Here is a 25,344-nt window from a genome sequence, read left to right as displayed (position 1 = left end):
GTACGTGTGGGGCCGGTACATCGGCAGTCGCCCGGCCGGCGTCAACCCGCGCCAAGGGTCAGTCCCGGCGCGGCGCGCCGCTGGGCGAGACGGGTTGCGGACCGTCGGGCGTCACCTCGAGCGACGAATCGCCGCCCAACACCCGGTAGAGCGTTGCGCGATTGTTGGCCGCGGTCAGCTGCGTGCCGATCAGCGTGCGCTGCGCCGAATAATAGCTGCGCTGCGCGTCGAGGCTGGACAGGAAGGTATCGAGTCCCCCCTGATAGCGCGCGTTGACCAGCCGCAGCGTATCGGCGGCGGCGTCGCGGAAATTCGCCTGCGCGCGCAACTGGTCGGCGATCGTCCCCTGCCGGGCGAGCGCGTCGGCGACCTCCTGGAACGCGGTCTGGATCGTCTTTTCATATGTCGCGAGCGCGGCGTCGCGCTGTGCCTCGGTATAGCGGACGTTGGCGCGGCCGGCGCCGGCCTGGAAGATCGGATAGCTGACCGACGGCGCCACCGAATAGTTGAATGCACCGCCGGTAAAGAGCGTCGAGAGCGCGTTGCTGGCGAAACCGACCAGCCCGGTCAGCGAGATACGCGGGAACAGCGCCGCGCGCGCCGCGCCGATCTGCGCATTGTAGCTTTGCAGCGTATATTCCGCCTGCACCACATCGGGTCGGCGCAGCAGGATGCCGCTGTCGAGCCCCGCGGGCAGGCTGGCGATCGTCGGCGCGGCGACGTCGATCGATTCGGGCAGCAGCGCGGGATCGATCGGCGCTCCCACCAGCAGTTGCAGCGCGTTGACGTCCTGCGCGACCAGCGTCTTCTGCTCGGCGAGATCGGCATTCGCGGTTTCGAGGATCTGCTCTGCCTGCCGCAGGTCGGTTCGGGCGCTGATCCCGCCCTCCAGCCGCGCGCGGGTCAGGCGCACGCTGACCGCGGCGCTCTTCGCGGTATCTTCCGCGACCTTCAACAGGCTGCGGTCGGCGGCGTAGGTCAGCCAGCCGCTCGCGACCTCGCCCACCAGCGTCAGCCGCGTCGCACGGGCGCCGGCTTCGGTGGCGAAATAGCGGTCGAGCGCGGCGCGCGACAGCGAGCGCAGGCGGCCGAACAGGTCGATCTCGAACGCGGTCGTGCCGATCTGCGCGGAGAAGGCGCTGTTGCCGCCACCGGTGTTGAGGACCGCGCCCGTTCCCGTGCCGTTGCCCGTATCGACGCCCGTGCCCGTGCCCGTACCGCCGGTTCCCGTACCGCCGGTTCCACCCGTTCCCGTGCCGCCAGTGCCCGTCCCGGTGTTACCGCTGTTCGCGATGCCGCGCGTGCCGTTGCCGCCATCCGAATAGGTGTAGCGGCCGGTAGCGTTGATTGCGGGGAACAGGTTGGCACGCTGGATGCCATATTGCGCGCGCGCCGCGGCGATATTGGCGGCGGCGACGCGCAGGTCGCGGTTGTTGGCGAGCGCCTGGTCGATCAGCCGTTGCAGCCGCGCGTCCTTGAACACGTCGCGATAGGTGATCGCGGGCAGCCGTGCCTCGCTCTGGCGAAGGTAGGCGTCGCCGACCGGCCACGACGCCGGCACCGGCGTGTCGGGGCGGACGTATTTCGGCTCCATCGAACAGCCGGCCAGCATCGTGGCGCCGAGCGCGAGGGCGAGGATCGAACGGGTCATCGCGCAGGCTCCGGATCGGCGGCGGGCGGCATCGGCGGGGCAGGGGGCGTGTCGTCGTGATGGCCCTGGTGTCCGGTCGGCTTGCCTCTGAGCTTGGCAAGACCATCGCGCACGCCGCGGCGCACGAGGACGAAGAACAGCGGGATGTAGAAGATCGCCAGGAAGGTCGCCGACAGCATGCCGCCGATCACCGCCGTGCCGATCGCAATACGGCTGTTCGCACCCGCGCCGGTCGAGATCGCCAGCGGCAGCACGCCGAAGATGAAGGCGAAGCTGGTCATCAGGATCGGCCGCAGACGGATCTTGGCCGCCTCCAGTGCCGCATCGATGACGCGCGCGCCTTTGCGCTCGGCCTGTTCGGCGAATTCGATCATCAGGATGGCGTTCTTCGCGGCGAGGCCCATCGTCGTCAGCAGGCCAATCTGCAGATAGACGTCGTTGGTGAGGCCGCGCAGCGTCACGAAGGCGATTGCGCCGATCAGCCCCAGCGGGATGATCATCAGCACCGCGAACGGGATCGACCAGCTTTCGTACAGCGCCGCAAGGCACAGGAAGACGACCAGGATCGACAGGCCGTACAGCAATGGCGCCTGACCCGACGACAGTCGTTCCTGATAGCTGAGGCCCGACCAGGCGATCGACGTACCGGGGATCTGTGCGGCCAGTTCGCTGATCCGCGCCATCGCATCGCCCGAGCTGACGCCCGGCGCGCCCGACCCCGAGAATTCGAACGAGGATATGCCGTTGAAGCGTGACAGCGTGGTGGGGGCGGTCGACCAGCCGGTCGTCGCGAAGGACGAGAAGGGCACCATCTGGCCGTTCGATCCGCGCACGAACCATTGCTTTAGATCGTCCGGTGCGGCGCGATAGGGGGCGTCGCCCTGCACATAGACGCGCTTCACACGACCGCGGTCGATGAAGTCGTTGACATACTGGCCACCCCAAGCGGTGGTCAGCGTGTTATTCGCCGCGCTCTGCGTCAGGCCTAGCGCCGCCAGCTTCTGCTGGTCCATGTCGATACGCAGCGTCGCGATGTCGGGCAGTTCGGTCAGGCGCACCGATGCCAGCTTCGGATCGGCATTGGCCATCGCCAGCAATTTGTCGCGCGCGGCGCCGAACTGTTCCTGTGTCAGGCCGCCGGTGTTTTGCAGCTCCATCGTGAAGCCGTCCGACGAGCCGAGGCCGCGGATCGCCGGCGGCACCAGCGCGAAGACCTGCGCGTCGCGAAGCCCGCGGAACGCGCCGGATGCGCGCTGCGTGATCGCATCGGCGGTATTCTCCTTGCCGCTCCGGTCCTTCCAGTCGACGAAGTTGAGGAAGCCCTGTCCGGTATTCTGGCCGCTGACGCCGCCGCCACCGCCGCCCGCGACGGTGAACAGGACGGACGTGTTCTCTGGCTCATACTGCGCGAAATAGTTTTCGACCTGCCGCTGCACCTGCTGCGTCCGCGCGATCGTCGCACCGGGGGGCAGGCGGAACTGCACGATCGCCGCGCCCTGATCCTCGGTCGGCAGGAAGCCGGTGGGCAGGCGCAGGAACAGCATGGCGAGCAGCGCGACGACGCCGACGTAGATCAGCAGGAACAGCCACTTGCGATCCACCACCGTCTGCACGGCACCGGTGTAGCGCGTCACCGTCTTTTCGAAGGTGCGGTTGAACCAATTGCCCGCGGACTCGCCCCATTCGGCGACCTTGCCGAGGTGCTTCTTGAAGCCCTTGCTCTCCCGCTCCTCCTGCGACTTCTGCTTCAGCAACGAGGCGGTCAGTGCGGGGCTGAGGATCAGCGCGACCAGCACCGACAGCACCATCGCCGACACGATGGTGAGCGAGAACTGGCGATAGATGACGCCGGTCGATCCGCCGAAGAACGCCATCGGCAGGAACACCGCCGACAGGACGAGCGCGATGGCGATCAGCGCGACGCTGATCTCGTTCATCGACTCGATCGTCGCCTGACGCGGCGTCATTTCCGGGTCTTCTTCCATCAACCGCTCGACGTTCTCGACGACGACGATCGCGTCGTCGACGAGCAGTCCGATGGCGAGGACGAGGCCGAACAGCGTCATCGTGTTGATCGAGAAGCCGGCGAAGTGGAAGATCGCGAAGGTGCCGAGCAGCACCACCGGCACCGCGATGGCGGGCACCAGCGTCGCGCGCCAGCTTTGCAGGAACACGAACATCACGATGACGACCAGCACGATCGCTTCGAGCAGCGTCTTCACCACCTCGTCGATCGACAGCTTGATGAACGCGGTCGTGTCGTTGGCGTAGGCGACCTTCAGGCCCGGCGGGAAGCTTTTGGCGACGCGCGCGACCTCGGCCTTCACCAGTTCGGCGGTCTTCAGTGCGTCGGCGCCCGGTGCCAGCAGCACCGCGATGCCCGCGCCGGGGTGCCGGTTGATGCGGCTGAAGGCGGCATAGCTTTCCGCGCCCAGCTCGATCCGGGCCACGTCCGACAGGCGCACGGTCGCGCCTGAGGGGAGCGTCTTGACGATGATCTGGCGGAACTGCTCGGGCGTTTGCAGGCGCGACTGGGCGGTGACGGTCGCGTTCAGCATCTGCTCCGGGCTGGACGGCACGCCGCCCACCTCGCCCGCCGCGACTTCGGTATTCTGGTTCTGGATCGCGGTGGTGATGTCCGACGGGATCAGCTGGTAGCTGGCGAGGCGCGCCGGGTTCAGCCAGATGCGCATCGCATATTGCGATCCGAACACGTTGACGTCGCCCACGCCCTGCACGCGGCCCAACGGGTCCTGCAGGTTGGAAACGAGATAGTCGCTGACGTCCTGGTTCGTCTTCTGATCGGTCTCGTCATAGACGCCGACGATCAGCAGGTTGTCGGGGTTCGACTTGCGGACGACGAGGCCCTGCTGCTGCACCTGTTGCGGCAGGCGCGCGACGCCCTGCTGCACCTGGTTCTGCACCTGCACCTGCGCGATGTCGGGATCGGTGCCCTTTTCGAACGTCGCGGTGATCGACACCGAGCCGCGGCTCGACGACGAGGAGCTGAAATACAGCAGGCCGTCGATGCCGGTCAGCTGCTGTTCGATGACCTGCGTCACCGAATTCTGCAGTGTCTGTGCGTTCGCGCCGGGGAAGGTCGCGCGGATCGACACCTGCGGCGGCGCGACGTCGGGATATTGCGCGATCGGCAGGCTCAGGATCGCGCCGACGCCCGCCAGCATCACGATGATGGCGAGCACCCAGGCGAAGATCGGGCGGTCGATGAAGATGCGGGAGATCATCGCGGATCAGCCCGCCTTGCTTTGGGCGTTACCCTGCTGCTTGCCGTCGCCTTTGCCCTCGCCCTGTTTCGGCGGCGCGATCACCTGCGCGCTGTTCGCCGGCACCGCCTTCACCTGCGCGCCGGGGCGCAAATTGTTGAGGCCCTGCGTGATCACCTTGTCGCCGGGGTTCAGGCCCTGGGTCACCACCCAATATTGCCCCTGCGTGCGGGCGGCGGTGACGCGGCGGCTGACGACCTTGTTGTTCGCGCCGAGGATCATCACGCTCGCATTGCCCTTGGCATCGCGCGACAGCGCGGGCTCGGGCACCAGGAAGGCGCGTTCGTTGATCGCCTGCGCGAAGCGCGCCCGTACGAACATGCCCGGCAGCAGCAGTCCCTGCGCATTGGGGAAGCGTGCGCGCATCGTGACGGTGCCGGTTTCCTGATTGACCAGCGCCTCGGCGAATTCGACCGTGCCGGTATAGCCGTAATCGCTGCCGTCCTCGAGCAGCAGCTTCACTTCGGCCCGGGTCGGCGCGACGCCGCCCTGCATCAGCTTGCGGCGCAGCGACAGCAGGTCCGCAGCGGATTGCTGGATATCGACGAAGATCGGGTCGAGCCGCTGGATCTGCGCCAAAGGATCGGTTTGGCTCGCCGAAACGAGCGCACCGACGGTGAACAGCGACCGGCCGATCCGGCCGCTGATCGGCGCGGGTACCGTCGTGAATTGCAGGTTCACGCGCGCGGTATCCAGCGCCGCCCGCGTCTGCGCGACGGAGGCGGTCGCCTGCCGGGCGGAGGCGATGGCGTTGGTATATTCCTGCTTCGATACCGCCTCGATCGCGGCGAGCGGCTTGTAGCGGTCCGCCTGGATCGTCAGCGCTTCCTGATTGGCCCGCGCGCTGGCGAGGTTCGCCTGCGCCTGGTTGACGGCGGCGCGATACAGGCGCGGATCGATTTCGTAGAGCGGCTGGCCGCGGCGGACCAGCGAACCCTCGGTAAAGAAGCGGCGGCGGATCACGCCATTCACCTGCGGGCGGACGTCGGAGCTTTCATAGGCGCTGGTCCGGCCCGGCAGTTCGGTGACCATCGCCGCACTGGTCGGCTGCATCACGACATAGCCGACCGTGGTCGGTCCGCGATTCGCGCCGCGGCCGCCGGCCTTTTCCTTGTCATGCGTACCACCGCCACAGGCGGTCAGGGTGAGGGCGAAGGCGACAGTGGCGGCCCCGGCAAAGTGCCGTCGGCGACGAATCAATGCTGTGGTCAAGTATGTCACCCGCTAATCTCGGCTCGCGCAGCCGCGACCTGCGCGTCAATGCGCGGCGCGGTGGTTGGTTGCTCGTCGCGATGCAAAGACGGCGATCGACGGGGAAATGCAAGTCAAGTTGACCGTTATTAATGTCGCAAATTGTCGCAGTGCGGAAAAGGAGTGCCATGACGGAGACATGCGACAAGGCGCAGCAGGACGCCGACAAGGCGGCTGCCGCGGCAGCGGCAGTGGAGGAGGTCCGCGACGGCATGCTCGTCGGACTGGGCACCGGATCCACCGCGACCCACGCGATCCACCGGCTCGCCCAACGCATCGCGCAGGGTGGCCTGACGATCCGGGCCGTCGCGACGTCGCGCGCCAGCGATGCGCTAGGCCGCAGCCTCGGCATCGCGATGCTCGACTTTGCCGATGTGCCACGCGTCGACCTGACGATCGACGGCGCCGACGCGATCGATGACCGATTGTATGCGGTGAAGGGCGCCGGCGGGGCGATGCTGCGCGAGAAGGTGGTGGCGGCCGCATCGGACCGGATGGTGGTGATCGCCGACGGATCGAAGCACGGTTCGCGCATCGGCGGGGTGCCGGTGCCGGTCGAAATCCTGCCCTTCGCGCGTGCGTCGGTGCTGGCGGCTTTGGGGGAGGGTGCGACGCTGCGCCTGCGCGAGGGCGACCCCTATGTCACCGACAACGGTAATTGGATCGCGGACTGCCACCTAGACCTTGCCGATCCTCTTACCACCGCAGCATGGCTCGATGCCTTGCCCGGCGCGCTCGGCCACGGGCTGTTCCTGCGCGAGGTGGATGGCGCCTATATCGCGCACGGCGGCGTCGTTTCGCGACTGGAACGGGACGCGCCCTCCCGTTAAAGGCTGCGCTCGACCGCAACGGATCGGGCGTGCAGGCGTTCGATGCAGCGTAAGAGCAAGGGCCCTAATCCATGACCGATACGACGACTGCGCTCCACGAGGACGGATCGCTGGAACGCCTGACGATCGACACGATCCGCACGCTGTCGATGGACGCGGTGCAAAAAGCCAATTCCGGCCACCCCGGTACGCCGATGGCACTGGCGCCCGTCGGCTATACGCTCTGGTCGCAATTCCTGCGCTACGATCCGTCCAAGCCCGACTGGCCCAACCGCGACCGTTTCGTCCTGTCGGTCGGCCATGCGTCGATGTTGCTGTACAGCCTGATCCACCTCGCCGGCATCGAAGAGATCGACGCGGACGGTAACAAGACCGGCCGTCCCGCGCTCAGCCTCGACGATCTGAAGGGCTTCCGCCAGCTCGCCTCGCGCACGCCGGGCCACCCCGAATACCGCCACACCACGGGCGTCGAGACGACGACCGGACCGCTGGGCGCGGGGTGCTCCAACTCCGTCGGCATGGCGATCGCGGAGCGCTGGCTCGCGGCGCGCTACAACCAGGGTGGCTTCACGCTGTTCGATCATGACGTCTACACGCTGTGCGGCGATGGCGACATGATGGAAGGCGTCGCGGCCGAAGCGGCGAGCCTTGCCGGCCACCTCAAGCTCAGCAACCTGTGCTGGATCTACGACAGCAACCACATCTCGATCGAGGGCGGCACCGATCTCGCGTTCGACGAAGACGTCGGCAAGCGGTTCGAGGCCTATGGCTGGAACGTCATCCACATCGACGATGCCAACGACACCAAGGCGTTTGCGGCTGCGATCGAGACGTTCAAGTCGACGAACGACAAGCCGACCTTCATCGTCGTCCATTCGGTGATCGGTTGGGGCAGCCCCAAGGCCGGCAGCGAGAAGGCACACGGCGAGCCGCTCGGCGAGGATAACATCCGCGCGACCAAGAAGGCCTATGGCTGGCCCGAGGACAAGAGCTTCTACATCCCCGATGGCGTCGCCGAACACTTCCACGACGCGATCGCCGACCGCGGCACGAAGCTGCGCGAGGAATGGGACGCGAATTTCGCGAAGTATCGCGAGGCGCAGCCCGATCTCGCCGCCGAGCTCGACCTGATGCTCAAGGACTCGCTGCCCGAGGGCTGGGACGCCGACGTTCCCGAATTCCCGGCCGACGAAAAGGGTCTCGCGACCCGCGATTCGGGCGGCAAGGTGCTCAACGCGCTCGCCGCGAAGGTGCCGTGGCTGATCGGCGGCTCCGCCGACCTTGCGCCGTCGACCAAGACCGACATCAAGGGCAAGGCCTCGTTCGAAGCGTCGAACTATGGCGGCCAGAACTTCCACTTCGGCGTGCGCGAACATGGCATGGGCGGCGTGGTCAACGGCATGGCGCTGTCGCACCTGCGCAGCTACGGTTCGACCTTCCTCGTCTTCGCCGATTACATGCGCGCGCCGATCCGCCTGTCGGCGATCATGGAACTGGCCGCGGTCTGGGTGTTCACCCACGATTCGATCGGCGTCGGCGAGGACGGCCCGACGCACCAGCCGATCGAGCATCTCGCCACGTTGCGCGCGATCCCCGGTCTCGACACGATCCGCCCCGGTGACGCCAACGAGGTCGGTTATGCGTGGCGCGCCGCGCTGGAGGATGCCAGCCGCCCGACGGCGCTGATCTTCTCGCGTCAGGCGATGCCGACGCTCGATCGGTCGAAATACGCCTCGGCAGAGGGCGTGATGAAGGGCGGCTATGTCCTTGCCGATTGCGACGGCACGCCCGACGTCATCCTGATCGCGACGGGCAGCGAATTGCACCTCGTCGTCGAGGCGCATGAAAAGCTGACCGCCGATGGCGTGAAGAGCCGCGTCGTCTCGCTGCCGAGCTGGTATCGCTACGAACTCCAGTCCGACGACTATAAGGAAAGCGTGCTGCCCAAGGGCGTCACCGCGCGCCTCGCGGTCGAGCAGGCGGGCGAGATCGGCTGGCATCGCTTCGTCGGTCTGGAAGGCCGCACGATCACCATGTCGACGTTCGGTGCCTCCGCCCCCATATCCAAGCTGCAGGACAAATACGGCTTCACCGTCGACAATGTCGTCAAGGTGGCGCGCGAGATGCTGGAGACCAAGTAATGAGCAAGCTGAGCGACCTTTCCGCCGCGGGCACCGCGGTGTGGCTCGACTTCGTCGATCGCAAGTTCCTCGAAGCCAAGGGCCTCGAAAAGCTGGTGAACGAGGACGGCCTGACCGGCGTCACCTCCAACCCGTCGATCTTCGAAAAGGCGATGGGCCATGGCGACGCCTATGACGCGACGCTCGCCGCCTTCGACAAGGCGAACCCCGGCGCAGCGACGATCGACCGTTACGAACATCTCGCGATCCAGGACATCAAGGCCGCGGCGGAAACGTTGCAGCCGGTCTACGACCGCCTCGATGGCAAGGACGGTTACGTCAGCCTGGAGGTGTCGCCGTACATCGCGGACGACACCGACGCGACGATCGCCGAGGCCGACAAGCTGTGGCACGCGGTCGGCCACAAGAACCTGATGATCAAGATCCCCGGCACGGTCGCGGGCGCGCCGGCGATCAGCGCGACGATCGCCAAGGGCATCAACGTCAATGTCACCCTGCTGTTCGCGCTCGATGCCTACATCCGCGTGGGCGAAGCCTATGCGACCGGCCTGGAGGAGCGAGTCCGCCAGGGCCAGCCGATCGACCATATCGCCAGTGTCGCCAGTTTCTTCGTCAGCCGTATCGATACGGTCATCGACAAGGAAATCGACCGTCGCGTGGCCGAGGGCGATCCCGAAGCCGAGACGCTGAAGGGCCTGCGCGGCAAGGTCGCCATCGCCAACGCCAAGATGGCCTATCAATGGTTCCTCGACTTCGAACGGTCGGACCGTTGGCAGGCGCTCGCCGCCAAGGGCGCGCAGCCGCAGCGGCTACTGTGGGCGTCGACCGGCGTGAAGGATAAGGCGTATCCGGACACGCTCTACGTCGACACGCTGATCGGCCGCGACACGGTCAACACCATGCCGCCTGCGACGATGGACGCCTTCCGCGAACGTGGCACCGTCGCCGAGACGCTGACGCAGGACGTCGACGGCGCGCGCAAGGTGCTCGCCGATGCCGAGCGTCTGGGGCTGAACCTGACGGGCGTCACCGACACGCTGGTTCTGGAGGGCGTCGCGTCCTTCGCCAAGGCGTTCGACGACCTGCTGGCCTCGATCGCCGCGAAGCAGCCGGCGGAGGCGTAATGATCGGGGGCGGGATCAACCTCCGCCCCACATCCTCCGTCACCCCGGACTTGGTCCGGGGTCCACCGGGCCGCGGGGGGACGGCAGGAGGCTAATGCCGCCCCCCTCGCCGCGGAGTGGACCCCGGACCAAGTCCGGGGTGACGCTGTATTGAGGCGGCCGAAAAGCTTTCCTTACAACCCGGTGGCCGCACCCCCGCACCAAATCGAACCGGCCCCGCAACAACTCGGCCTGCTCCGGGTTCTACCCTTCGACATCCAACCATCCGTAAGGCAGCAGATATGAAGATCGGACTGATCGGCCTCGGCCGTATGGGCGGCAACATCGCGCGACGGCTGATGAAGGCGGGCCATCAGGTCGTCGTCTACGACCGCAGCGCAGAGGCGGTGGAGAAGCTCGCAGGGGAGGGTGCGATTCCCGCCAGTTCGCTCGACGACGTCCGCGGCAAGCTCGACACGCCCGCCATCTGGTGGGTCATGCTCCCCGCCGGCGGCCCGACCGAGGATACGATCGCCGCGATCGGCGAGGGCGCCAAGGCCGGCGACGTCGTCATCGACGGCGGCAACACCTTCTACAAGGACGACATTCGCCGCGCGAAGGGCCTGGCGGACAAGGGCGTCCATTATGTCGACGTCGGCACATCGGGCGGTGTCTGGGGCCTCGAGCGCGGCTATTGCATGATGATCGGCGGCGACGACGACACCGTCACGATGCTCGATCCGATCTTCGACGCGCTCGCCCCCGGCCTCGGCACGATCGAGCGGACGCCGGGCCGCATCGCGGGCCAAGCCGATCCGCGCGCCGAAAAGGGCTATATCCATGCCGGGCCCGCGGGTGCCGGGCACTTCGTCAAGATGGTCCACAACGGCATCGAATATGGCCTGATGCAGGCCTATGCCGAGGGCTTCGACATCCTGAAGTCGAAGAACAGCGACAAGCTGCCCGAGGACGAGCGCTTCGACCTCAACATGACCGACATCGCCGAGGTCTGGCGCCGTGGCAGCGTCATCTCGTCGTGGCTGCTCGATCTAACGGCCATCGCGCTGGCCAAGGATGGCGAACTGAACGGCTTCTCCGGCAGCGTCGCGGATTCGGGCGAGGGCCAGTGGACGATCGACGCCGCGATGGAGGAAAAGGTGCCCGCCAACGTGCTCACCGCCTCGCTGTTCGCGCGATACCGCAGCCGCATTGAGCACACGTACGGCGACAAGATTTTATCGGCGATGCGCTTCGGCTTCGGCGGGCACGTCGAGATGCCGCAGTGAGCGATGGCGTGAAGCCCATCGCCCTCGTCGTGTCCGACATCGACGGCACTTTGGTCGACAGGCAGAAGAAACTGACCGCCGCGACCACCGCGGCGGTCTCGCGCTTGGAAGAGGCGGGCGTCGGGTTCACCGTCATCAGCGCGCGGCCGATCTCCGGCATCCTGCCGATCGTCGAGACGCTGGGGCTCGACGGACCGATGGCGGCGTTCAACGGCGGCATCCTGTTCAAGCGCGATGGCACGATCACCGAGCATCACGTCATCGACGAGGGCGTCGCGATGGGCGTCATGGCCATCGCGGCGGAGAGCCCGGTCGACCTGTGGGTCTTTGCCGACGACCATTGGTACGCCTCGACGGACCAGGGTGAGCATGTGGCGCACGAGCGGTTGGCATCCAATCAGGATCCGATCGTCACCGACGATTTCGGCGATCTGCTGGCCCGCGCCGACAAGATCACCTTCGTCAGCGACGATGCGCCGATGCTCAGCGACCTCGCGGACCGCTGCAAGGCGGCGCATGGCGAGGATGCGACGATCGTGCAGAGCCAGGTCTATTACCTCGACGTGACTGCGCTGGCCGCCAACAAGGGCGACGGCCTGATCGCGTTGGCTGCTGCGTTCGATCAGCCGCTGGATGCGATCGCCGCACTTGGCGACCAGTTCAACGACGTGCCGATGCTGGAGCGCGCCGGCCTGTCGATCGCGATGGGCAACGCCCCCGATCCGGTGAAGGCGCGCGCCGATCACGTCACCACCGCCAACGACGCCGATGGCGTCGCCCATGCCATCGACACCATCATCCTTCCCCGTACCGGAGCTACCGAATGAAACAGCTGATTGCCTTCGACCTCGACGGAACGCTGGCCGAGAGCAAGCAGCCCTTGCAGGAACCGATGGGCGAAGCGCTCGCCGACTTGCTCGGCGTGGCGCATGTCGCGGTCATCTCGGGCGGCGACTGGCCGCAGTTTCAGAAGCAGGTGGCGAGCCGCCTGCCGGCCCGCGCCGACCTGTCCAAGCTGTGGCTGATGCCGACGACGGGCACCAAGCTGTACGTCCACCGCGATGGCGCATGGCAGACGGTCTATGCCGAGCTGTTCGACGATGCGACCAAGGCGAAAATCCTGAAGGCGTTCGACGAGTCGTTGGAAGCGACGGGCTTCGTTCCCGAAAAGACCTGGGGCGAGCGGATCGAGGATCGTGGCAGCCAGATCACCTTCTCCGCACTCGGCCAGGAAGCGCCCGTTGCCGAAAAGGAACACTGGGACCCCAAGTTCGAGAAGCGCAAGGTCATCCAGGCCGATCTGAAGCAGCGCCTGCCGGGCCTGTCGATCAACATGGGCGGCGCGACCTCGATCGACATCACGCAGGAAGGCGTCGACAAGGCGTACGGCCTGAAGAAGCTGCGCGACGAGAGCGGCATCCCGCTCGACGCGATGATGTTCATCGGCGACGCGATCTTCCCCGGCGGCAACGATTATCCGGCAAAGGAACTGGGGCTGGACACGGTGCGCGTTCGCGATCCGGAAGAAACGATCTCGGTCATCACCGCGATCGTCGCCTGCCAGAAGTGAATTAACCGCGGGGTGCGATGAGCCCGGTCAGTCCGGGCGCCGCACCCGTTCGGTCAGGACGATCTCGCCCTCGACCTCGATCTCTTCGTCATCCGACAGGTCGGATGTATCGGGCATCTCGAACTCGGCGCTCCAGTCGTAGATTTTCGCGAGACCGCCATCGATCCAGACGCGCACCGCGCCGCTGGTGATCTCTCCCCCCATCGCACCGACGAAATCCGCGACGAGGTTTTCCGCCGCGGACTCGTGATCGGTCGCGCCGGGAATGCTGGCCGGCGTCATCGGCTCATCCATCTCGATCAGCTGTGCCCAGAAGCGTTTGGCCATCGTCGTCGTCCTTGCGTTGCCGCGACCGGCGGAGGGGCAGGTTGCGGTGGCGTCGGCGGTAGCGAAGCCGGGGCGTGTAGGACAGGGGCTTTGGGTTCTGCGAGCGTTGTCAGTAGGATGGCCGGGTGGGCATCCAACTAGAACGAGAGAGGGGGCGCCGGATCTGGTCCGGCGCCCCCTCTGTCATTGGCGACGGCGTGGCGGAGCCACGCCGTCAGTCCTCATGTGCCATGAGGCTGGCCGACAGCGCCTGTGCGGCTTTGCCGCACCGCGTGCCGGCCCGGCACGCTCAGGCGCTGTAGTACATGTCGTATTCGACCGGGCTGGGGGTCATTTCCCAGCGCGCGACTTCGCCGCGCTTGATCTCGATGTACGCTTCGATCTGGTCCTTCGAGAACACGTCGCCCTTCAGCAGGAAGTCGTGGTCGGCGGCCAGGCTGTCGAGCGCCTCGCGGAGCGAACCGCAGACGGTCGGGACCTGAGCGAGCTCTGCCGGCGGCAGGTCGTACAGGTTCTTGTCCATCGCCTCGCCCGGGTGGATCTTGTTCTGGATGCCGTCCATGCCCGCCATCATCAGCGCCGCATAGGCGAGATAGGGGTTGGCCATCGCGTCCGGGAAGCGGACTTCGACGCGCTTCGCCTTGGGGCCGGTGCCGTACGGAATGCGGCACGAGGCCGAGCGGTTGCGCGCCGAATAGGCGAGCAACACCGGTGCTTCGTAACCCGGCACCAGACGCTTGTAGCTGTTGGTGGTCGGGTTGGTGAAGGCGTTGACCGCCTTGGCGTGCTTGATGATGCCGCCGATGAAGTACAGGCACATTTCCGACAGGCCGGCATAGCCTTCGCCCGCGAACAGCGGGGTCTTGCCGCTCCAGATCGAGAAGTGGGTGTGCATGCCCGAGCCGTTATCTTCCTTGATCGGCTTGGGCATGAAGGTGGCCGACTTGCCATAGGCATGCGCGACCTGATGCACGACGTACTTGTAGATCTGCATGCGGTCGGCGGTCTGCGTCAGCGTGCCGAAGGTGAGGCCCAGCTCGTGCTGCGCGGCTGCGACTTCGTGGTGATGCTTGTCGCAGGGCAGGCCCATTTCGAGCATCGTCGAGACCATCTCGCCGCGGATGTCGACCGCCGAGTCGACCGGCGCGACGGGGAAATAGCCGCCCTTGGCGCGCGGACGGTGGCCGAGGTTGCCGCCTTCATACTCGCGGCCGGTGTTGGTCGGCAGCTCGATATCGTCGATCTTGAAGTACGACTCGGCGTAGTTCGTGTCGAACTGCACGTTGTCGAACATGAAGAATTCGGCTTCCGGGCCGACGTATACGGTGTCGCCGACGCCCGTGGTCTTCAGATACGCCTCGGCGCGCTTGGCGGTCGAGCGCGGATCGCGGGCGTAGAGTTCGCCGGTCGAGGGTTCGACGACGTCGCAGAACACGATCAGCATCGGGGTGGCCGAGAACGGATCGGTGTAGATCGCGTCGAGATCGGGCTTCAGGACCATGTCCGACTCGTTGATCGCCTTCCAGCCCTCGATCGAGGAGCCGTCGAACATCAGGCCGTCGGTGAATTCATCTTCGCCCATCACGCTGGCGACCATGGTGAGGTGCTGCCACTTGCCCTTGGGGTCGGTGAAGCGCAGATCGACCCACTCGATCTCCTCGTCCTTGATCTTGTTCAGGATGTCGTTGGCGGTCGCCATGGAAAGCCCTTTGCTCTGGTAATGACCCGGCCGGGACCGGAAGGATGTTGCGTCGCGGGCGTGCCAATCACACAGATTGTTGCGCCGCGTCAAATGACGAAGATGTCAGACGGTGACTAGATCGCAGCCTCGTCGCGCTCGCCGGTGCGGATGCGCAACGCGGTTTCGACCGGGATGACGAAGATCTTGCCGTCGCCGATCCGGCCCGTCTGCGCGGCGGCGGCGATCGCCTCCACCACGCGTTCAGCGAGCGCGTCGTCGACGACGACCTCCAGCTTCACCTTGGGCAGGAAGTCGACGACATATTCGGCGCCGCGATAGAGTTCGGTATGGCCTTTCTGCCGCCCGAAGCCCTTGGCTTCGGTGACGGTGATGCCGGACACGCCGATCTCGTGCAGTGCTTCCTTCACCTCATCCAGCTTGAACGGCTTGATGATGGCTTCGACCTTCTTCACCGGACCACGCCCCTTGACTGAAACCCTCGCCCCGAGCGCGGGTGTTGCACCAAACGTGCCAGTCCGGAGCCCGAGGGGCAACCGGGATTCGGCCGATTTTGCTGCCTGCAAAACGGGCATTTCGTGCCCCGTTGCCCGAGTCGCGAGCAGCGATCCGACGCGCGGAAGTGGACGAAGTGGACAATACGTATCGTCCGAAAACGCCCCCGGCCCGGTGCCGATGGGCAACGGGTGGCGCGAGGCGGCAGGAACGGCATGGCGGGGCGTATAGCAGAGCGGGAGCGTGTAGGACAGCGGGGCGACGGGGTGGGAGCCGAAAAGCAATTTCGTCATTCCCGCGGAGGCGGGAATCCAGACTGGTTGACAGTGCGGCTCGAGCCGAAACGTCAGAGGTTATGGATTCCCGCCTGCGCGGGAATGACGGCGAGGGGGCTGTGGGGCGGTCTCGCCTTAGAGGATCTCGCGCACCTTTTCGGCCGGGCGGGCGAGGACGACGCCCTTGTCGGTTTCGACGAGCGGGCGCTGGATGATGATCGGATTGATCGTCATCGCCTCGAGGATCGTTGCATCGTCGGCGTCGGCCAGTGCCTTGGCATCGGGTTCGGTCATTCGCAGCCCCTCGCGTGGGGTGAGGCCCGCGGCGGCATAGAGGCGCGAAAGCTCCGCGACGGTCGGCGGGTGCTTGAGATATTCGATGACGGTGACGTCGGCGCCGGCCTCTTCGAGGAGGGCGAGGGTGCTGCGCGAGGTGCCGCAGCGCGGGTTGTGGTAGATGGTGGCGTGCATGACCGGCGGTATATCGCGGTTCGGCGGGATGCGGGAGAGCGTGCGGGGGCGGGCGGGGTCTGGTCGCCCGAACGGCAAAAGGGCGGCGCATGTGCGATGCGCCGCCCCCTGCACCGGGCCGAGTGAGGCGGTCAGCCCTTGGTACGCGCGGCCTTCATGGCGTTGCGTACGGCGGTGAGGAAATGGTTGCCGGGCTGCGCCTTGCACTGCTGCACGACGATCGGCACGACGTTCTCGACGCCGTCGAGCGTCACGGTCGGGTGCGCCTTGCCCTTCGGACCGTAATTGGCGGCATAGACGACCGCCTGCGGGCGGAAGCTTTCGTCGAGCAGGCCGAAGTCGCCGCAGGTCACGGTTTCGAGGTGCTTGCCCTGCTTGAGCAGGTCGACGTGGCGGACTTCGCCGCTGCGGCTGGGAATGGTCGCCTTTTCCTGCACTTGCAGCGGCGCCGCAACGGCAGTCGAGGAAACGGCGAGAAGCGCACAGGCGGCGATCGTGCCAAACATCCGGGTCATTGTTCCAGTCTCCCTTCCTTAGAGGCGCTGGTAAAATGCCGGTATGTCCATATCGGCTTCATTCTAACGGCAAATTCATGATGCCGTTATTTGGGCGTCAGCAACGATTGTTATCGTTGTGCGATCGTATTCGAAAATTGTTGTTGCGCAGCAGGGATTTGTGCGCTGCGGGTGCGTGATCCGTCATCCTGGAAATGTCGGCCAGGAAGGCAGGAACCTCTCTCGGCGCGTGCTGCGCACGCTTGCCGGGAGATTCCAGCCTTCGCTGGGAGGACGTTATGGGTGTGGGACGATCAGGGCTGGCGTGTCAGGAGGAGGCCGTCCCAGGGACGGCCGCCGTTATCCCTGCTTCGCGAGCCACTCTTCCAGCCACTTGATCGTATAGTCGCCGCGCTGGAATTCGGGATCGTCGAGCAGCGCCTGATGCAACGGGATCGTCGTCGTCGGACCGTCGATGACGAATTCCTCCAGCGCGCGGCGCAGGCGGCGCAGCGCCCCTTCGCGGGTGGTGCCGTAAACGATCAGCTTGGCGATCATGCTGTCGTAATAGGGCGGCACCTTATAGCCGGCGTAGAGGCCGCTATCGACGCGCACGTGCATGCCGCCCGGCGCGTGGAACTGCTTCACCAGACCCGGCGAGGGCGCGAAGGTGCGCGGATCCTCGGCATTGATGCGGCATTCGATCGCATGGCCGCGGAACTGCACGTCCTCCTGGCGCAGCGTCAGCGGATGCCCCTCGGCAACGCGAATCTGTTCGCGGACGAGGTCGAGGCCGGTGATCATCTCCGTCACCGGATGTTCCACCTGCAAACGGGTGTTCATCTCGATGAAGTAGAATTCGCCGTCTTCCCACAGGAATTCGATCGTGCCGGCGCCGCGATAGCCCATGTCGGCCATCGCCTTCGCGCAGACGCCGCCGATGCGTTCGCGATCGGCTTGGCTGAGCACGGGGGAGGGTGCTTCCTCCAGCACCTTCTGGTGGCGGCGTTGCAGAGAGCAGTCGCGTTCCCCTAAGTGGATCGCATTGCCGTTGCCGTCGCCGAAGACCTGGATCTCGATATGGCGCGGGTTGCCGAGATACTTTTCGAGATACACCGTGGCATCGCCGAACGCGGCCTTCGCCTCGCTGCCGGCCTGCTGCATCAGCGTTTCGAGTTCGTCCTCGGAATGGCACACCTTCATGCCGCGCCCGCCGCCGCCCGACGCCGCCTTGATGATGACGGGATAGCCGGCCTTCGCCGCGATCGCCTTGGCTTCGGCGACGTCACTGATCGCACCGTCGGACCCGGGGACGAGCGGCAGGCCGAGCGCGCCGGCGGTGCGCTTCGCCTCGATCTTGTCGCCCATCGTGCGGATATGCTCGGGCTTCGGCCCGACGAAGATCAGGTTATGCAGTTCGACGATCTCGGCGAACCGCGCGTTTTCGCTGAGGAACCCATAGCCCGGGTGGATCGCGTCAGCGCCGCTGATCTCGGCCGCCGAGATGATGTTGGGGATATTGAGATAGCTGTCGACCGCGGCGGGCGGCCCGATGCAGATCGCCTCGTCGGCGAGGCGGACGTGCATCGCGTCGGCATCGGCGGTGGAATGGACCGCGACGGTGCGGATGCCCATCTCGCGACAGGCGCGGTGGATGCGCAGCGCGATTTCGCCACGGTTGGCGATCAGCAGCTTCTTGATCTGACGGGGAGCAGCGGTCACGCGTGGTTACTCGACGACCACGAGCGGCTGGTCGAATTCGACCGGCTGGCCGTTTTCGATCAGAATCTGGCGGACGGTGCCGGCGGTGGCGGCAACGATCGGGTTCATGACCTTCATCGCCTCGACGATCAGCAGCGTGTCGCCGGCCGAGACGCTCTGGCCGACGCTGATGAAGGGCTTGGCGCCCGGCTCGGCGGCGAGATAGGCGGTGCCGACCATCGGCGACTTCACCGCATTGGCGGACACGGCCGGCGCCATCGCACCGGCTTCGACCGGCGCGGCGGCCGCGGGGGCGGCAGGCGCTGCGGCGAGGGGCGCGGGGGCATAGTGGACGGGCGCGGCCTGGGGGGCGGCCTTGCGCGCGACGCGGATCTTGCGGTCGCCCTCTTCCACCTCGATCTCGGTCAGATGGGTGGCGTCGAGCAGTTCGGCGAGCTGGCGCACGAGGTTCACGTCAACCTGCATGGCACCGTTGGGGGTCTGGTCGGTCATGGGAAGGCCTCCTGTCAGAAGCGCGCCGCGGCTTCAAGCGCGAGCATGTACGAGAGGGCGCCAAAGCCGGCGATCGTGCCTTTTGCGGCACGCCCGACGAAGCTGACGTGACGGAAGTCCTCGCGGGTGTGCGGGTTGGAGAGGTGGACCTCGATCACCGGCGTCCTGATACCCTTGATCGCGTCGTGGACGGCGATCGACGTATGCGTGAAGGCACCGGCGTTGAGGATCACCGCCTTCGCGCCGCGCGCCTGCGCCTCATGCAGCCAGTCGACCAAGTGCCCTTCGTGGTTGGACTGGCGCATGTCGATCTCGAGGTCGAGCTCGCGGGCACGATCTTCGAGTTGGCCGGCGATGTCGTCGAGCGTGTCGTGGCCGTAGATCTCCGGCTCGCGCGTGCCGAGCAGGTTCAGGTTCGGGCCGTTGAGGACGTAGATCGTGTCGGTCATGGGCGGGGGGTGTATCGTCGTTTCGCGGGCGGCGCAAAGCAGGGGGTTTTCACGCGAAGACGCGAAGACGCGAAGAAGGGGTTCACGCGGAGACGCGGAGGGGGTTCGCCCGCGGCAGCGGGCTCTCTCTGATCGCTAACGGGATATAGAGCCGCTCCGCGGCAGTGCGAGACGATCGTCCGGTTCATGCACCCTCTGCGTCTCCGCGTCTCCGCGTGACTCACCTTCTTTTGCCTCTTCGCGGCTTCGCGGCTTCGCGTGAATCAAACCAGCAACGGTGGACACGCGGCGTCACGCGCCTAGATGGGGCACGCATAAGGAGTTTGACGCGTCATGGCCCATAGCGACGGCACCGTATCGATCACCGTGAACGGCGAGCACAAGCGCGTCGCCGCCGGTCTCAGCCTCGCCGATCTGGCGAACGAGCTGGGGCTGGTGCCCGAGAAGGTCGCGGTGGAGCGGAACCTGGAGGTCGTGCCGCGCTCGACGTTGAAGGACGTGTGCGTCGAGGATGGCGACGATATCGAGATCGTGCATTTCGTCGGGGGCGGCGACCATCAGGCGCCGATCGTCGACGACACGTGGAGCGTCGCCGGCAAGACGTTCCGGTCGCGGCTGATCGTCGGGACGGGCAAGTATAAGGACTTCGCGCAGAATGCCGCGGCGCTGGAGGCGAGCGGTGCGGAGATCGTCACGGTCGCGGTGCGGCGGGTGAACGTCAGCGATCGCAACGCGCCGATGCTGACCGACTTCATTGATCCCAAGAAGGTCACCTACCTGCCCAACACCGCGGGCTGTTTCGACGCGGAGAGTGCGATCCGTACGCTGCGGCTGGCGCGCGAGGCGGGCGGTTGGGACCTCGTGAAGCTGGAGGTGCTGGGCGAGGCGAAGACGCTCTACCCCGACATGCACGAGACGCTGCGCGCGACGGAAGTGCTGGCGAACGAAGGCTTCAAGCCGATGGTCTATTGCGTCGACGATCCGATCGCGGCGAAGCGGCTGGAGAATGCCGGTGCGGTCGCGATCATGCCGCTCGGCGCGCCGATCGGGTCCGGGCTCGGCATCCAGAACCGCGTGACGATCCGGCTGATCGTCGAGGGCGCGGGCGTGCCGGTGCTGGTCGATGCGGGCGTCGGCACCGCGTCGGACGCGGCGGTGGCGATGGAGCTGGGCTGCGACGGCGTGCTGATGAACACCGCGATCGCCGAGGCCAAGGACCCGATCCTGATGGCGGGCGCGATGCGGCGCGCGGTCGAGGCGGGGCGGATGGCCTATCGCGCCGGTCGCATGGGGCAGCGGCGCTATGCCGATCCGTCCAGTCCCCTTGCCGGTTTGATCTGATATCGTATTGGTTCCGCACCAGACGCTAAAGTTTTTGTCACGGAACCGGTCCGACTTCGGCCCGTTGTTCTTGCGATAGATCAAGCGGCCCGGCTGGCGGGTCGCAGTCAATCGCAGGAGACGATCGATGGGCGAATTCACCGACAAGGTCGCAGCGGCCGGCAACAAGATCGCCGGCAACGTCAAGGAAGCCGTCGGCAAGGCGACCGACAATGACCGTCTGGTGGCCGAAGGCGAAGCACAGCAGGCCAAGGGCACCGGTCAGGACGTCAAGGGCAGCGTCAAGGGCGCGCTCGGCGACAAGATCTGATTCACAGGATCAGTTTGCGTAACCGACAGGGTCGTCTCGCATTGCGGGGCGGCCCTTTCGCTTGGACAACAACAGGGGACGACACATGAAGAAGACGATTCTGGCCGGCGCGACGCTGGTGGCGATGGCGCTCTCGCTGAGCGCGTGCGGCGGCAAGGGCGACGACAAGCTCGGCTCCGAGGTCGAGAAGTCCTACGACAACCGCGCCGATGCGATGGAGCAGGCAGCGGACAATCTGAAGGACCAGGCCAAGGAAATCCGCAAGAGCGGCGAACAGCAGGCCGATGCGATCGACGACGCCGACGTGAATGCGCAGGCGATGACCGAAGAGCAGAAGGCGGCGCTGAAGAACGGGTCCGAAAAGCTGCGCTGACGTTGAGGGGGGTGGTTTGGGACCGGTGTGTTCGACCGGTCTATTGCCGGGCCGTTCCTCTCCCTCTTTTTCGTCATTCCCGCGGAGGCGGGAATCTAGCGCCGCTATCGTTGCGGTAAGAGCCGTGAGGCTTGCCAGTCCGGATTCTCGCCTTCGCGGGAATGACGGTGGTTTGAGCGCGGCTGGGATCAGGTGTGGGGCGCTTGTGGCGTCCGTTGTGCTGGTGGTGGTCGTCGTTGAGTGACGCAACGTTTGCCCGTGCGCGGCGCGGTGGATGCCGGAACGAGTCCGGCATGACGGGGTGTGTGGGGGCAGGCGGTTTGTAACCTAGATGCCGGGCGCCGAATGCGCCGGGATGGCGGCGCAGGATCTTTGGTCTGCGATCGCGCTGTTTGCAGCGCATGCTTCGTGACCGACGTCGTCCCAGCGGAGGCTGGGACCTTTTGCGGCTCTTGTTGCGCCCTGTGACCGGGAGATTCCAGCCTTCGCCGGGATGACGTTCGGGCGGGCGGCGCGGTGTATGGTTCGGCCGTCTGCTCACATAAAAAAACGCCCCCTTCCGTGAGGAAGAGGGCGTTTTTTGTTGGCCGCTGTGGGCGGGGGCGATCAGGCGCCGAAGGTGCGCTGCCACCAGCCGCGGCGGGGTTGTTCGCCGGTGTCAGTTGCAGTGTCCGTGGCCGGGGTTTCCGCGTCCTCGGGCTCGGCCGGGGCGGCGGGTTCCGGAGCGGTCACCGTGTCGGCAGGGACGGCATCGGTCGTGGCGGCTTTGCGCGTGCGGCGACGCTTGGGCTTTTCCTCCGCGGCGGGCGCCTCGGCGGCGGGAGCCTCTTCGGTCGCGGGTGCCGGGGTGGCCTTCTTGCGGGTGCGCTTGGGCTTGGGCGCCGGTTCGGCGTCGGCGGCCGGGGCTACGACCGGCGCTTCGGCGACGGCGGGTTCCGCTTCGGCCGCGGCGGGTGCCTCGACCGGCGCCGCGTCGGCGACCTTGCGGGCGCGCGGGCGGCGGCGGGTGCGCGGCGCCTCGACGGGCTCGGCGTCCTCGACCTTCGCCGGGGCCGGCGCGTCGAGACCGGTCGTCACCGGGCCGGCATCGCCCGCCTCGACGATCGGTTCGTTGGCCGCCGGTGCGTCGACGTCGGCGTCGGCGCTGTCGACCGCGGCGTCCGAGCCCTCGGCCGGCGTGCCTTCGGCATGGCGGCGACCGCCACGGCGACCGCGACGCCCGCGACGGCGACGGCCTTCGCCCTGCGGCTGCTCGCCGTCGGCCTCGACGGTCTCGGCCTCGTCACCCGCGAGCGGCTCGACGTCGGTGTCGGCATCCTCCGCGTCGGTCGCGTCGACCGGTGCTTCGGCGGTATCGTTCGACGCGGTGTCGCCCGCCTCGTCCTCGCGGTTGCGACCGCGGCGACCGCGACGGCGGCGGCGGCGGCCACGGCCTTCGCCCTCGCCACGTTCCTCGCGCTCGCGCTCACGCCGGGGCTCTTCCTCGACGGCCTCGACGATCTCGTCTTCCTCTTCCTCGTCCTCGATATCCTCGGGGACGTCGTCATAGTCTTCCTCGACCAGCGCCTCGATCTTGGGCGGGTGCGCGGGCGGCGGGCCGCTGGCCTCGACCGACATGCGCGCGCCTTCCTCTTCGCGATCGGGGACGATCTCGACGATCACGCCATAGCGATCCTCGATCTCGGCGATGTCCGCGCGCTTCTTGTTGAGGACGTAGATCGTCGCTTCCTGGCTGGCGCGCAGGGTGAGCACCGAACCGCGGCCGCGGGCCGCTTCATCCTCGATGAGACGCAGCGCGCTGAGGCCCGCCGACGAGGCGGTGCGGACAAGGCCAGTGCCTTCGCAATGCGGGCAGGGACGCGTCGAGGCTTCGAGCACGCCGGTGCGCAGGCGCTGGCGGCTCATTTCCATCAGGCCGAACGACGAGATGCGGCCCACCTGGATGCGGGCGCGATCGTCCTTCAGCGCTTCCTTCATCGCCTTCTCGACCTTCCGGACATTGGAATTGTTGTCCATGTCGATGAAGTCGATGACGACGAGGCCGGCCATGTCGCGCAGGCGCAGCTGGCGGGCGATTTCCTTGGCGGCTTCGAGGTTGGTCGCGGTCGCGGTCTGTTCGATATTGTGTTCGCGCGTCGACCGGCCGGAGTTGATGTCGATCGAGACCAGCGCCTCGGTCGGGTTGATCACCAGATAGCCACCCGACTTCAGCTGTACGACCGGATGGTACATGGCGGCGAGCTGATCTTCGACATGCGCGCGCTGGAACAGCGGCACGGCGTCGGCATATTGCTTCACGCGGCGGGCGTGGCTGGGCATCAGGAGCCGCATGAATTCCTTGGCGTGGCGATAGCCCTCTTCGCCCTCGACGATCACCTCGTCGATGTCCTTGTTGTAGATGTCGCGGATCGCGCGCTTGATGAGGTCGCTGTCGCCATAGATCAGCGCCGGCGCCGACGAGCCGAGCGTCGCTTCGCGGATGCCGTCCCACAGACGCGCGAGATAATCGAAGTCGCGCTTGATCTCGACCTTGGTGCGCTGCAGGCCGGCGGTGCGGACGATGCAGCCCATCGAGCTGGGCAACTGCATGTCGGCCATGATCGACTTCAGGCGCTTGCGATCGGCGGCGTTGCTGATCTTGCGGCTGATCCCGCCGCCGTGCGACGTGTTGGGCATCAGCACGCAATAACGGCCGGCGAGCGACAGATAGGTCGTCAGCGCCGCGCCCTTGTTGCCGCGCTCCTCCTTGACGACCTGCACCAGCAGCACCTGACGGCGGCGGATGACGTCCTGGATCTTGTAGCGGCGGCGCAGGTTCATGCGACGCTGGCGCAGCGCCTCGACCTGGTCGTCGTTGCCATTGCGCGGCTTCTTCGCGGGGGCGCCTTCGCCGCCCTCGGCGTCGTCGTGATCGGCATCGTCGTCGTCATGATGATCGGCGTCGTCGTAATCGTCGTGGTCGCGATCGTCGTGCGCATCGTCGTCATGATCGTCGTCGTCATGCTCGGCGCGTAGCGCGGCTTCTTCCGCGGCATGCTCCGCCTCTTCGCGCAGCAGCGCGTCGCGGTCTTCCTTGGGAATCTGATAGTAATCGGGGTGGATTTCGCTGAAGGCGAGGAAGCCGTGGCGATTGCCGCCGTAATCGACGAACGCCGCTTGCAGCGACGGCTCGACGCGCGTCACCTTGGCGAGATAGATGTTGCCCTTGAGCTGCTTGCGTTCGGCGGATTCGAAATCGAACTCTTCGATCCGGTTATTCTTGACGACGGCGACGCGGGTTTCTTCCCGGTGGCGTGCGTCGATCAGCATACGCGTGGTCATTGAATAGTCTCCGCGCGCGTGGCGCTCCGGCGGCGGGTCCGTGACGGACCGGGCGGCAGGGCGCGCACGCGCGTTGATAGGTGGCGCCGGGCGGACCGGCGCGGGTTTGTGGCAAAGATGCGTCTGCTCGCCCGGCACATCGGGGGGCACGGCCCTCCCGCACGCCCGACACGCCGCCGGCCGAGGCCGGGCGGTGTCGAACGGTGGAAAAGTGCGTCATGCGAGCGTCAACCTGGTTAAGACCGCGCCAGGACGGCGCGAGAACCGGCGCATCGCCGATCTGTATTCACGGGCGACGCACGGGTGCAGTCCGTTGGTAGCATCGGCCTGCGCGAACCGCAACTGGCAGGAACTTGCCGTATCGGCCGGCAAAATCGTGCCGAATTCCGGATTAACCTTGCCGGGCAACCCCCTGTTGGCACCCTGTGGGTCACAACGGCCCCGTGGCGATCGCGTTCA

At 66.5% G+C, this 25,344-nt stretch carries 21 protein-coding genes; 9 read left to right on the top strand and 12 right to left on the bottom strand.

Features of this window, described 5'->3' with window-relative positions; translation table 11 throughout:
* Positions 1–58: 58 nt before the first annotated feature.
* From SPHME3_RS0101470 to SPHME3_RS0101460, 3 genes are read right to left on the bottom strand one after another with little or no spacing between them, the layout of a single operon-like run.
* The gene (locus tag SPHME3_RS0101470; RefSeq protein ID WP_017977629.1) at positions 59–1,651 is read right to left on the bottom strand and encodes an efflux transporter outer membrane subunit; all 1,593 of its coding nucleotides are present in this window, start codon (positions 1,649–1,651) and stop codon (positions 59–61) included.
* Positions 1,648–4,896: an efflux RND transporter permease subunit gene (locus tag SPHME3_RS0101465; protein ID WP_017977630.1), complete on the bottom strand. Its 3,249-nt coding sequence runs from the start codon at positions 4,894–4,896 to the stop codon at positions 1,648–1,650. Before SPHME3_RS0101465 ends, SPHME3_RS0101470 begins: the two co-directional genes overlap by 4 nt.
* A 6-nt stretch (positions 4,897–4,902) precedes the next feature.
* A complete protein-coding gene (locus tag SPHME3_RS0101460; protein ID WP_017977631.1) occupies positions 4,903–6,135 on the bottom strand; it encodes an efflux RND transporter periplasmic adaptor subunit in 1,233 nt (410 codons plus the stop codon).
* 179 nt (positions 6,136–6,314) lie between these two features.
* Here SPHME3_RS0101460 and rpiA point away from each other — a divergent pair, with 179 nt between their 5' ends.
* The 6 genes from rpiA (at position 6,315) to SPHME3_RS0101430 (ending at position 13,116) form a co-directional block, all read left to right on the top strand.
* Positions 6,315–7,016 carry a ribose-5-phosphate isomerase RpiA gene (gene rpiA, locus SPHME3_RS0101455; protein WP_018250513.1) on the top strand — a complete coding sequence of 234 codons (702 nt, stop codon included), beginning with the start codon at positions 6,315–6,317 and terminating at the stop codon, positions 7,014–7,016.
* A 71-nt stretch (positions 7,017–7,087) separates the two neighbouring features.
* The gene (gene tkt / locus SPHME3_RS0101450; protein ID WP_017977633.1) at positions 7,088–9,157 is read left to right on the top strand and encodes a transketolase; all 2,070 of its coding nucleotides are present in this window, start codon (positions 7,088–7,090) and stop codon (positions 9,155–9,157) included.
* Entirely contained in the window at positions 9,157–10,281 is a 1,125-nt protein-coding gene (tal, locus tag SPHME3_RS0101445; protein ID WP_018250512.1) for a transaldolase, read from the top strand. Before tkt ends, tal begins: the two co-directional genes overlap by 1 nt.
* A gap of 263 nt (positions 10,282–10,544) precedes the next feature.
* Complete coding sequence (gene gnd / locus SPHME3_RS0101440; protein WP_257785369.1) at positions 10,545–11,546, top strand: phosphogluconate dehydrogenase (NAD(+)-dependent, decarboxylating); 1,002 nt, start codon at positions 10,545–10,547, stop codon at positions 11,544–11,546.
* A complete protein-coding gene (locus tag SPHME3_RS0101435) occupies positions 11,543–12,373 on the top strand; it encodes an HAD family hydrolase (RefSeq protein WP_017977636.1) in 831 nt (276 codons plus the stop codon). Before gnd ends, SPHME3_RS0101435 begins: the two co-directional genes overlap by 4 nt.
* On the top strand, positions 12,370–13,116 hold the full coding sequence (locus SPHME3_RS0101430) for an HAD-IIB family hydrolase (protein ID WP_017977637.1): 747 nt from the start codon (positions 12,370–12,372) through the stop codon (positions 13,114–13,116). Before SPHME3_RS0101435 ends, SPHME3_RS0101430 begins: the two co-directional genes overlap by 4 nt.
* Before the next feature lie 27 nt (positions 13,117–13,143).
* On the opposite strand, the gene SPHME3_RS0101425 is transcribed toward SPHME3_RS0101430, so the two are convergent.
* The 8 genes from SPHME3_RS0101425 to aroQ all read right to left on the bottom strand — a co-directional run bounded on the left by SPHME3_RS0101425 (position 13,144) and on the right by aroQ (position 19,540).
* On the bottom strand, positions 13,144–13,443 hold the full coding sequence (locus SPHME3_RS0101425; protein ID WP_017977638.1) for a hypothetical protein: 300 nt from the start codon (positions 13,441–13,443) through the stop codon (positions 13,144–13,146).
* Positions 13,444–13,732: 289 nt separating this feature from the next.
* Positions 13,733–15,142: a type I glutamate--ammonia ligase gene (gene glnA, locus SPHME3_RS0101420; protein ID WP_017977639.1), complete on the bottom strand. Its 1,410-nt coding sequence runs from the start codon at positions 15,140–15,142 to the stop codon at positions 13,733–13,735.
* 116 nt (positions 15,143–15,258) lie between these two features.
* Positions 15,259–15,597: a P-II family nitrogen regulator gene (locus SPHME3_RS0101415; RefSeq protein WP_017977640.1), complete on the bottom strand. Its 339-nt coding sequence runs from the start codon at positions 15,595–15,597 to the stop codon at positions 15,259–15,261.
* A 450-nt stretch (positions 15,598–16,047) separates the two neighbouring features.
* On the bottom strand, positions 16,048–16,383 hold the full coding sequence (locus SPHME3_RS0101410) for an arsenate reductase family protein (RefSeq protein ID WP_017977641.1): 336 nt from the start codon (positions 16,381–16,383) through the stop codon (positions 16,048–16,050).
* Positions 16,384–16,514: 131 nt separating this feature from the next.
* Positions 16,515–16,898: an HdeA/HdeB family chaperone gene (locus SPHME3_RS0101405; protein WP_017977642.1), complete on the bottom strand. Its 384-nt coding sequence runs from the start codon at positions 16,896–16,898 to the stop codon at positions 16,515–16,517.
* A gap of 339 nt (positions 16,899–17,237) precedes the next feature.
* Positions 17,238–18,599, bottom strand: a complete 1,362-nt coding sequence (gene accC / locus SPHME3_RS0101400) for an acetyl-CoA carboxylase biotin carboxylase subunit (RefSeq protein ID WP_017977643.1) — start codon at positions 18,597–18,599, stop codon at positions 17,238–17,240.
* Positions 18,600–18,605: 6 nt separating this feature from the next.
* Complete coding sequence (gene accB / locus SPHME3_RS0101395) at positions 18,606–19,091, bottom strand: acetyl-CoA carboxylase biotin carboxyl carrier protein (protein ID WP_017977644.1); 486 nt, start codon at positions 19,089–19,091, stop codon at positions 18,606–18,608.
* 14 nt (positions 19,092–19,105) lie between these two features.
* Positions 19,106–19,540, bottom strand: coding sequence for a type II 3-dehydroquinate dehydratase (gene aroQ / locus SPHME3_RS0101390; protein ID WP_017977645.1), 435 nt, complete (start codon positions 19,538–19,540; stop codon positions 19,106–19,108).
* A 333-nt stretch (positions 19,541–19,873) separates the two neighbouring features.
* Between aroQ and thiS the strand changes: the two genes are divergently transcribed.
* The 3 genes from thiS (at position 19,874) to SPHME3_RS0101375 (ending at position 21,564) form a co-directional block, all read left to right on the top strand.
* On the top strand, positions 19,874–20,881 hold the full coding sequence (gene thiS, locus SPHME3_RS0101385) for a sulfur carrier protein ThiS (RefSeq protein WP_017977646.1): 1,008 nt from the start codon (positions 19,874–19,876) through the stop codon (positions 20,879–20,881).
* Between the two features lie 127 nt (positions 20,882–21,008).
* The gene (locus SPHME3_RS0101380; RefSeq protein WP_017977647.1) at positions 21,009–21,191 is read left to right on the top strand and encodes a CsbD family protein; all 183 of its coding nucleotides are present in this window, start codon (positions 21,009–21,011) and stop codon (positions 21,189–21,191) included.
* Positions 21,192–21,276: 85 nt separating this feature from the next.
* A complete protein-coding gene (locus tag SPHME3_RS0101375) occupies positions 21,277–21,564 on the top strand; it encodes a hypothetical protein (protein ID WP_017977648.1) in 288 nt (95 codons plus the stop codon).
* 606 nt (positions 21,565–22,170) lie between these two features.
* Here the strand turns inward: SPHME3_RS0101375 and SPHME3_RS0101365 are convergent.
* Positions 22,171–24,873: an Rne/Rng family ribonuclease gene (locus tag SPHME3_RS0101365; RefSeq protein WP_018250510.1), complete on the bottom strand. Its 2,703-nt coding sequence runs from the start codon at positions 24,871–24,873 to the stop codon at positions 22,171–22,173.
* Positions 24,874–25,344 lie beyond the last annotated feature (471 nt).

The organism is Sphingomonas melonis DAPP-PG 224 (assembly GCF_000379045.1).
GTDB classification, from domain to species: Bacteria; Pseudomonadota; Alphaproteobacteria; order Sphingomonadales; family Sphingomonadaceae; genus Sphingomonas; species Sphingomonas aquatilis.
Note: the sequence above shows the minus strand (reverse complement) of the source record. Positions and strands in the feature narration are given on the sequence as shown.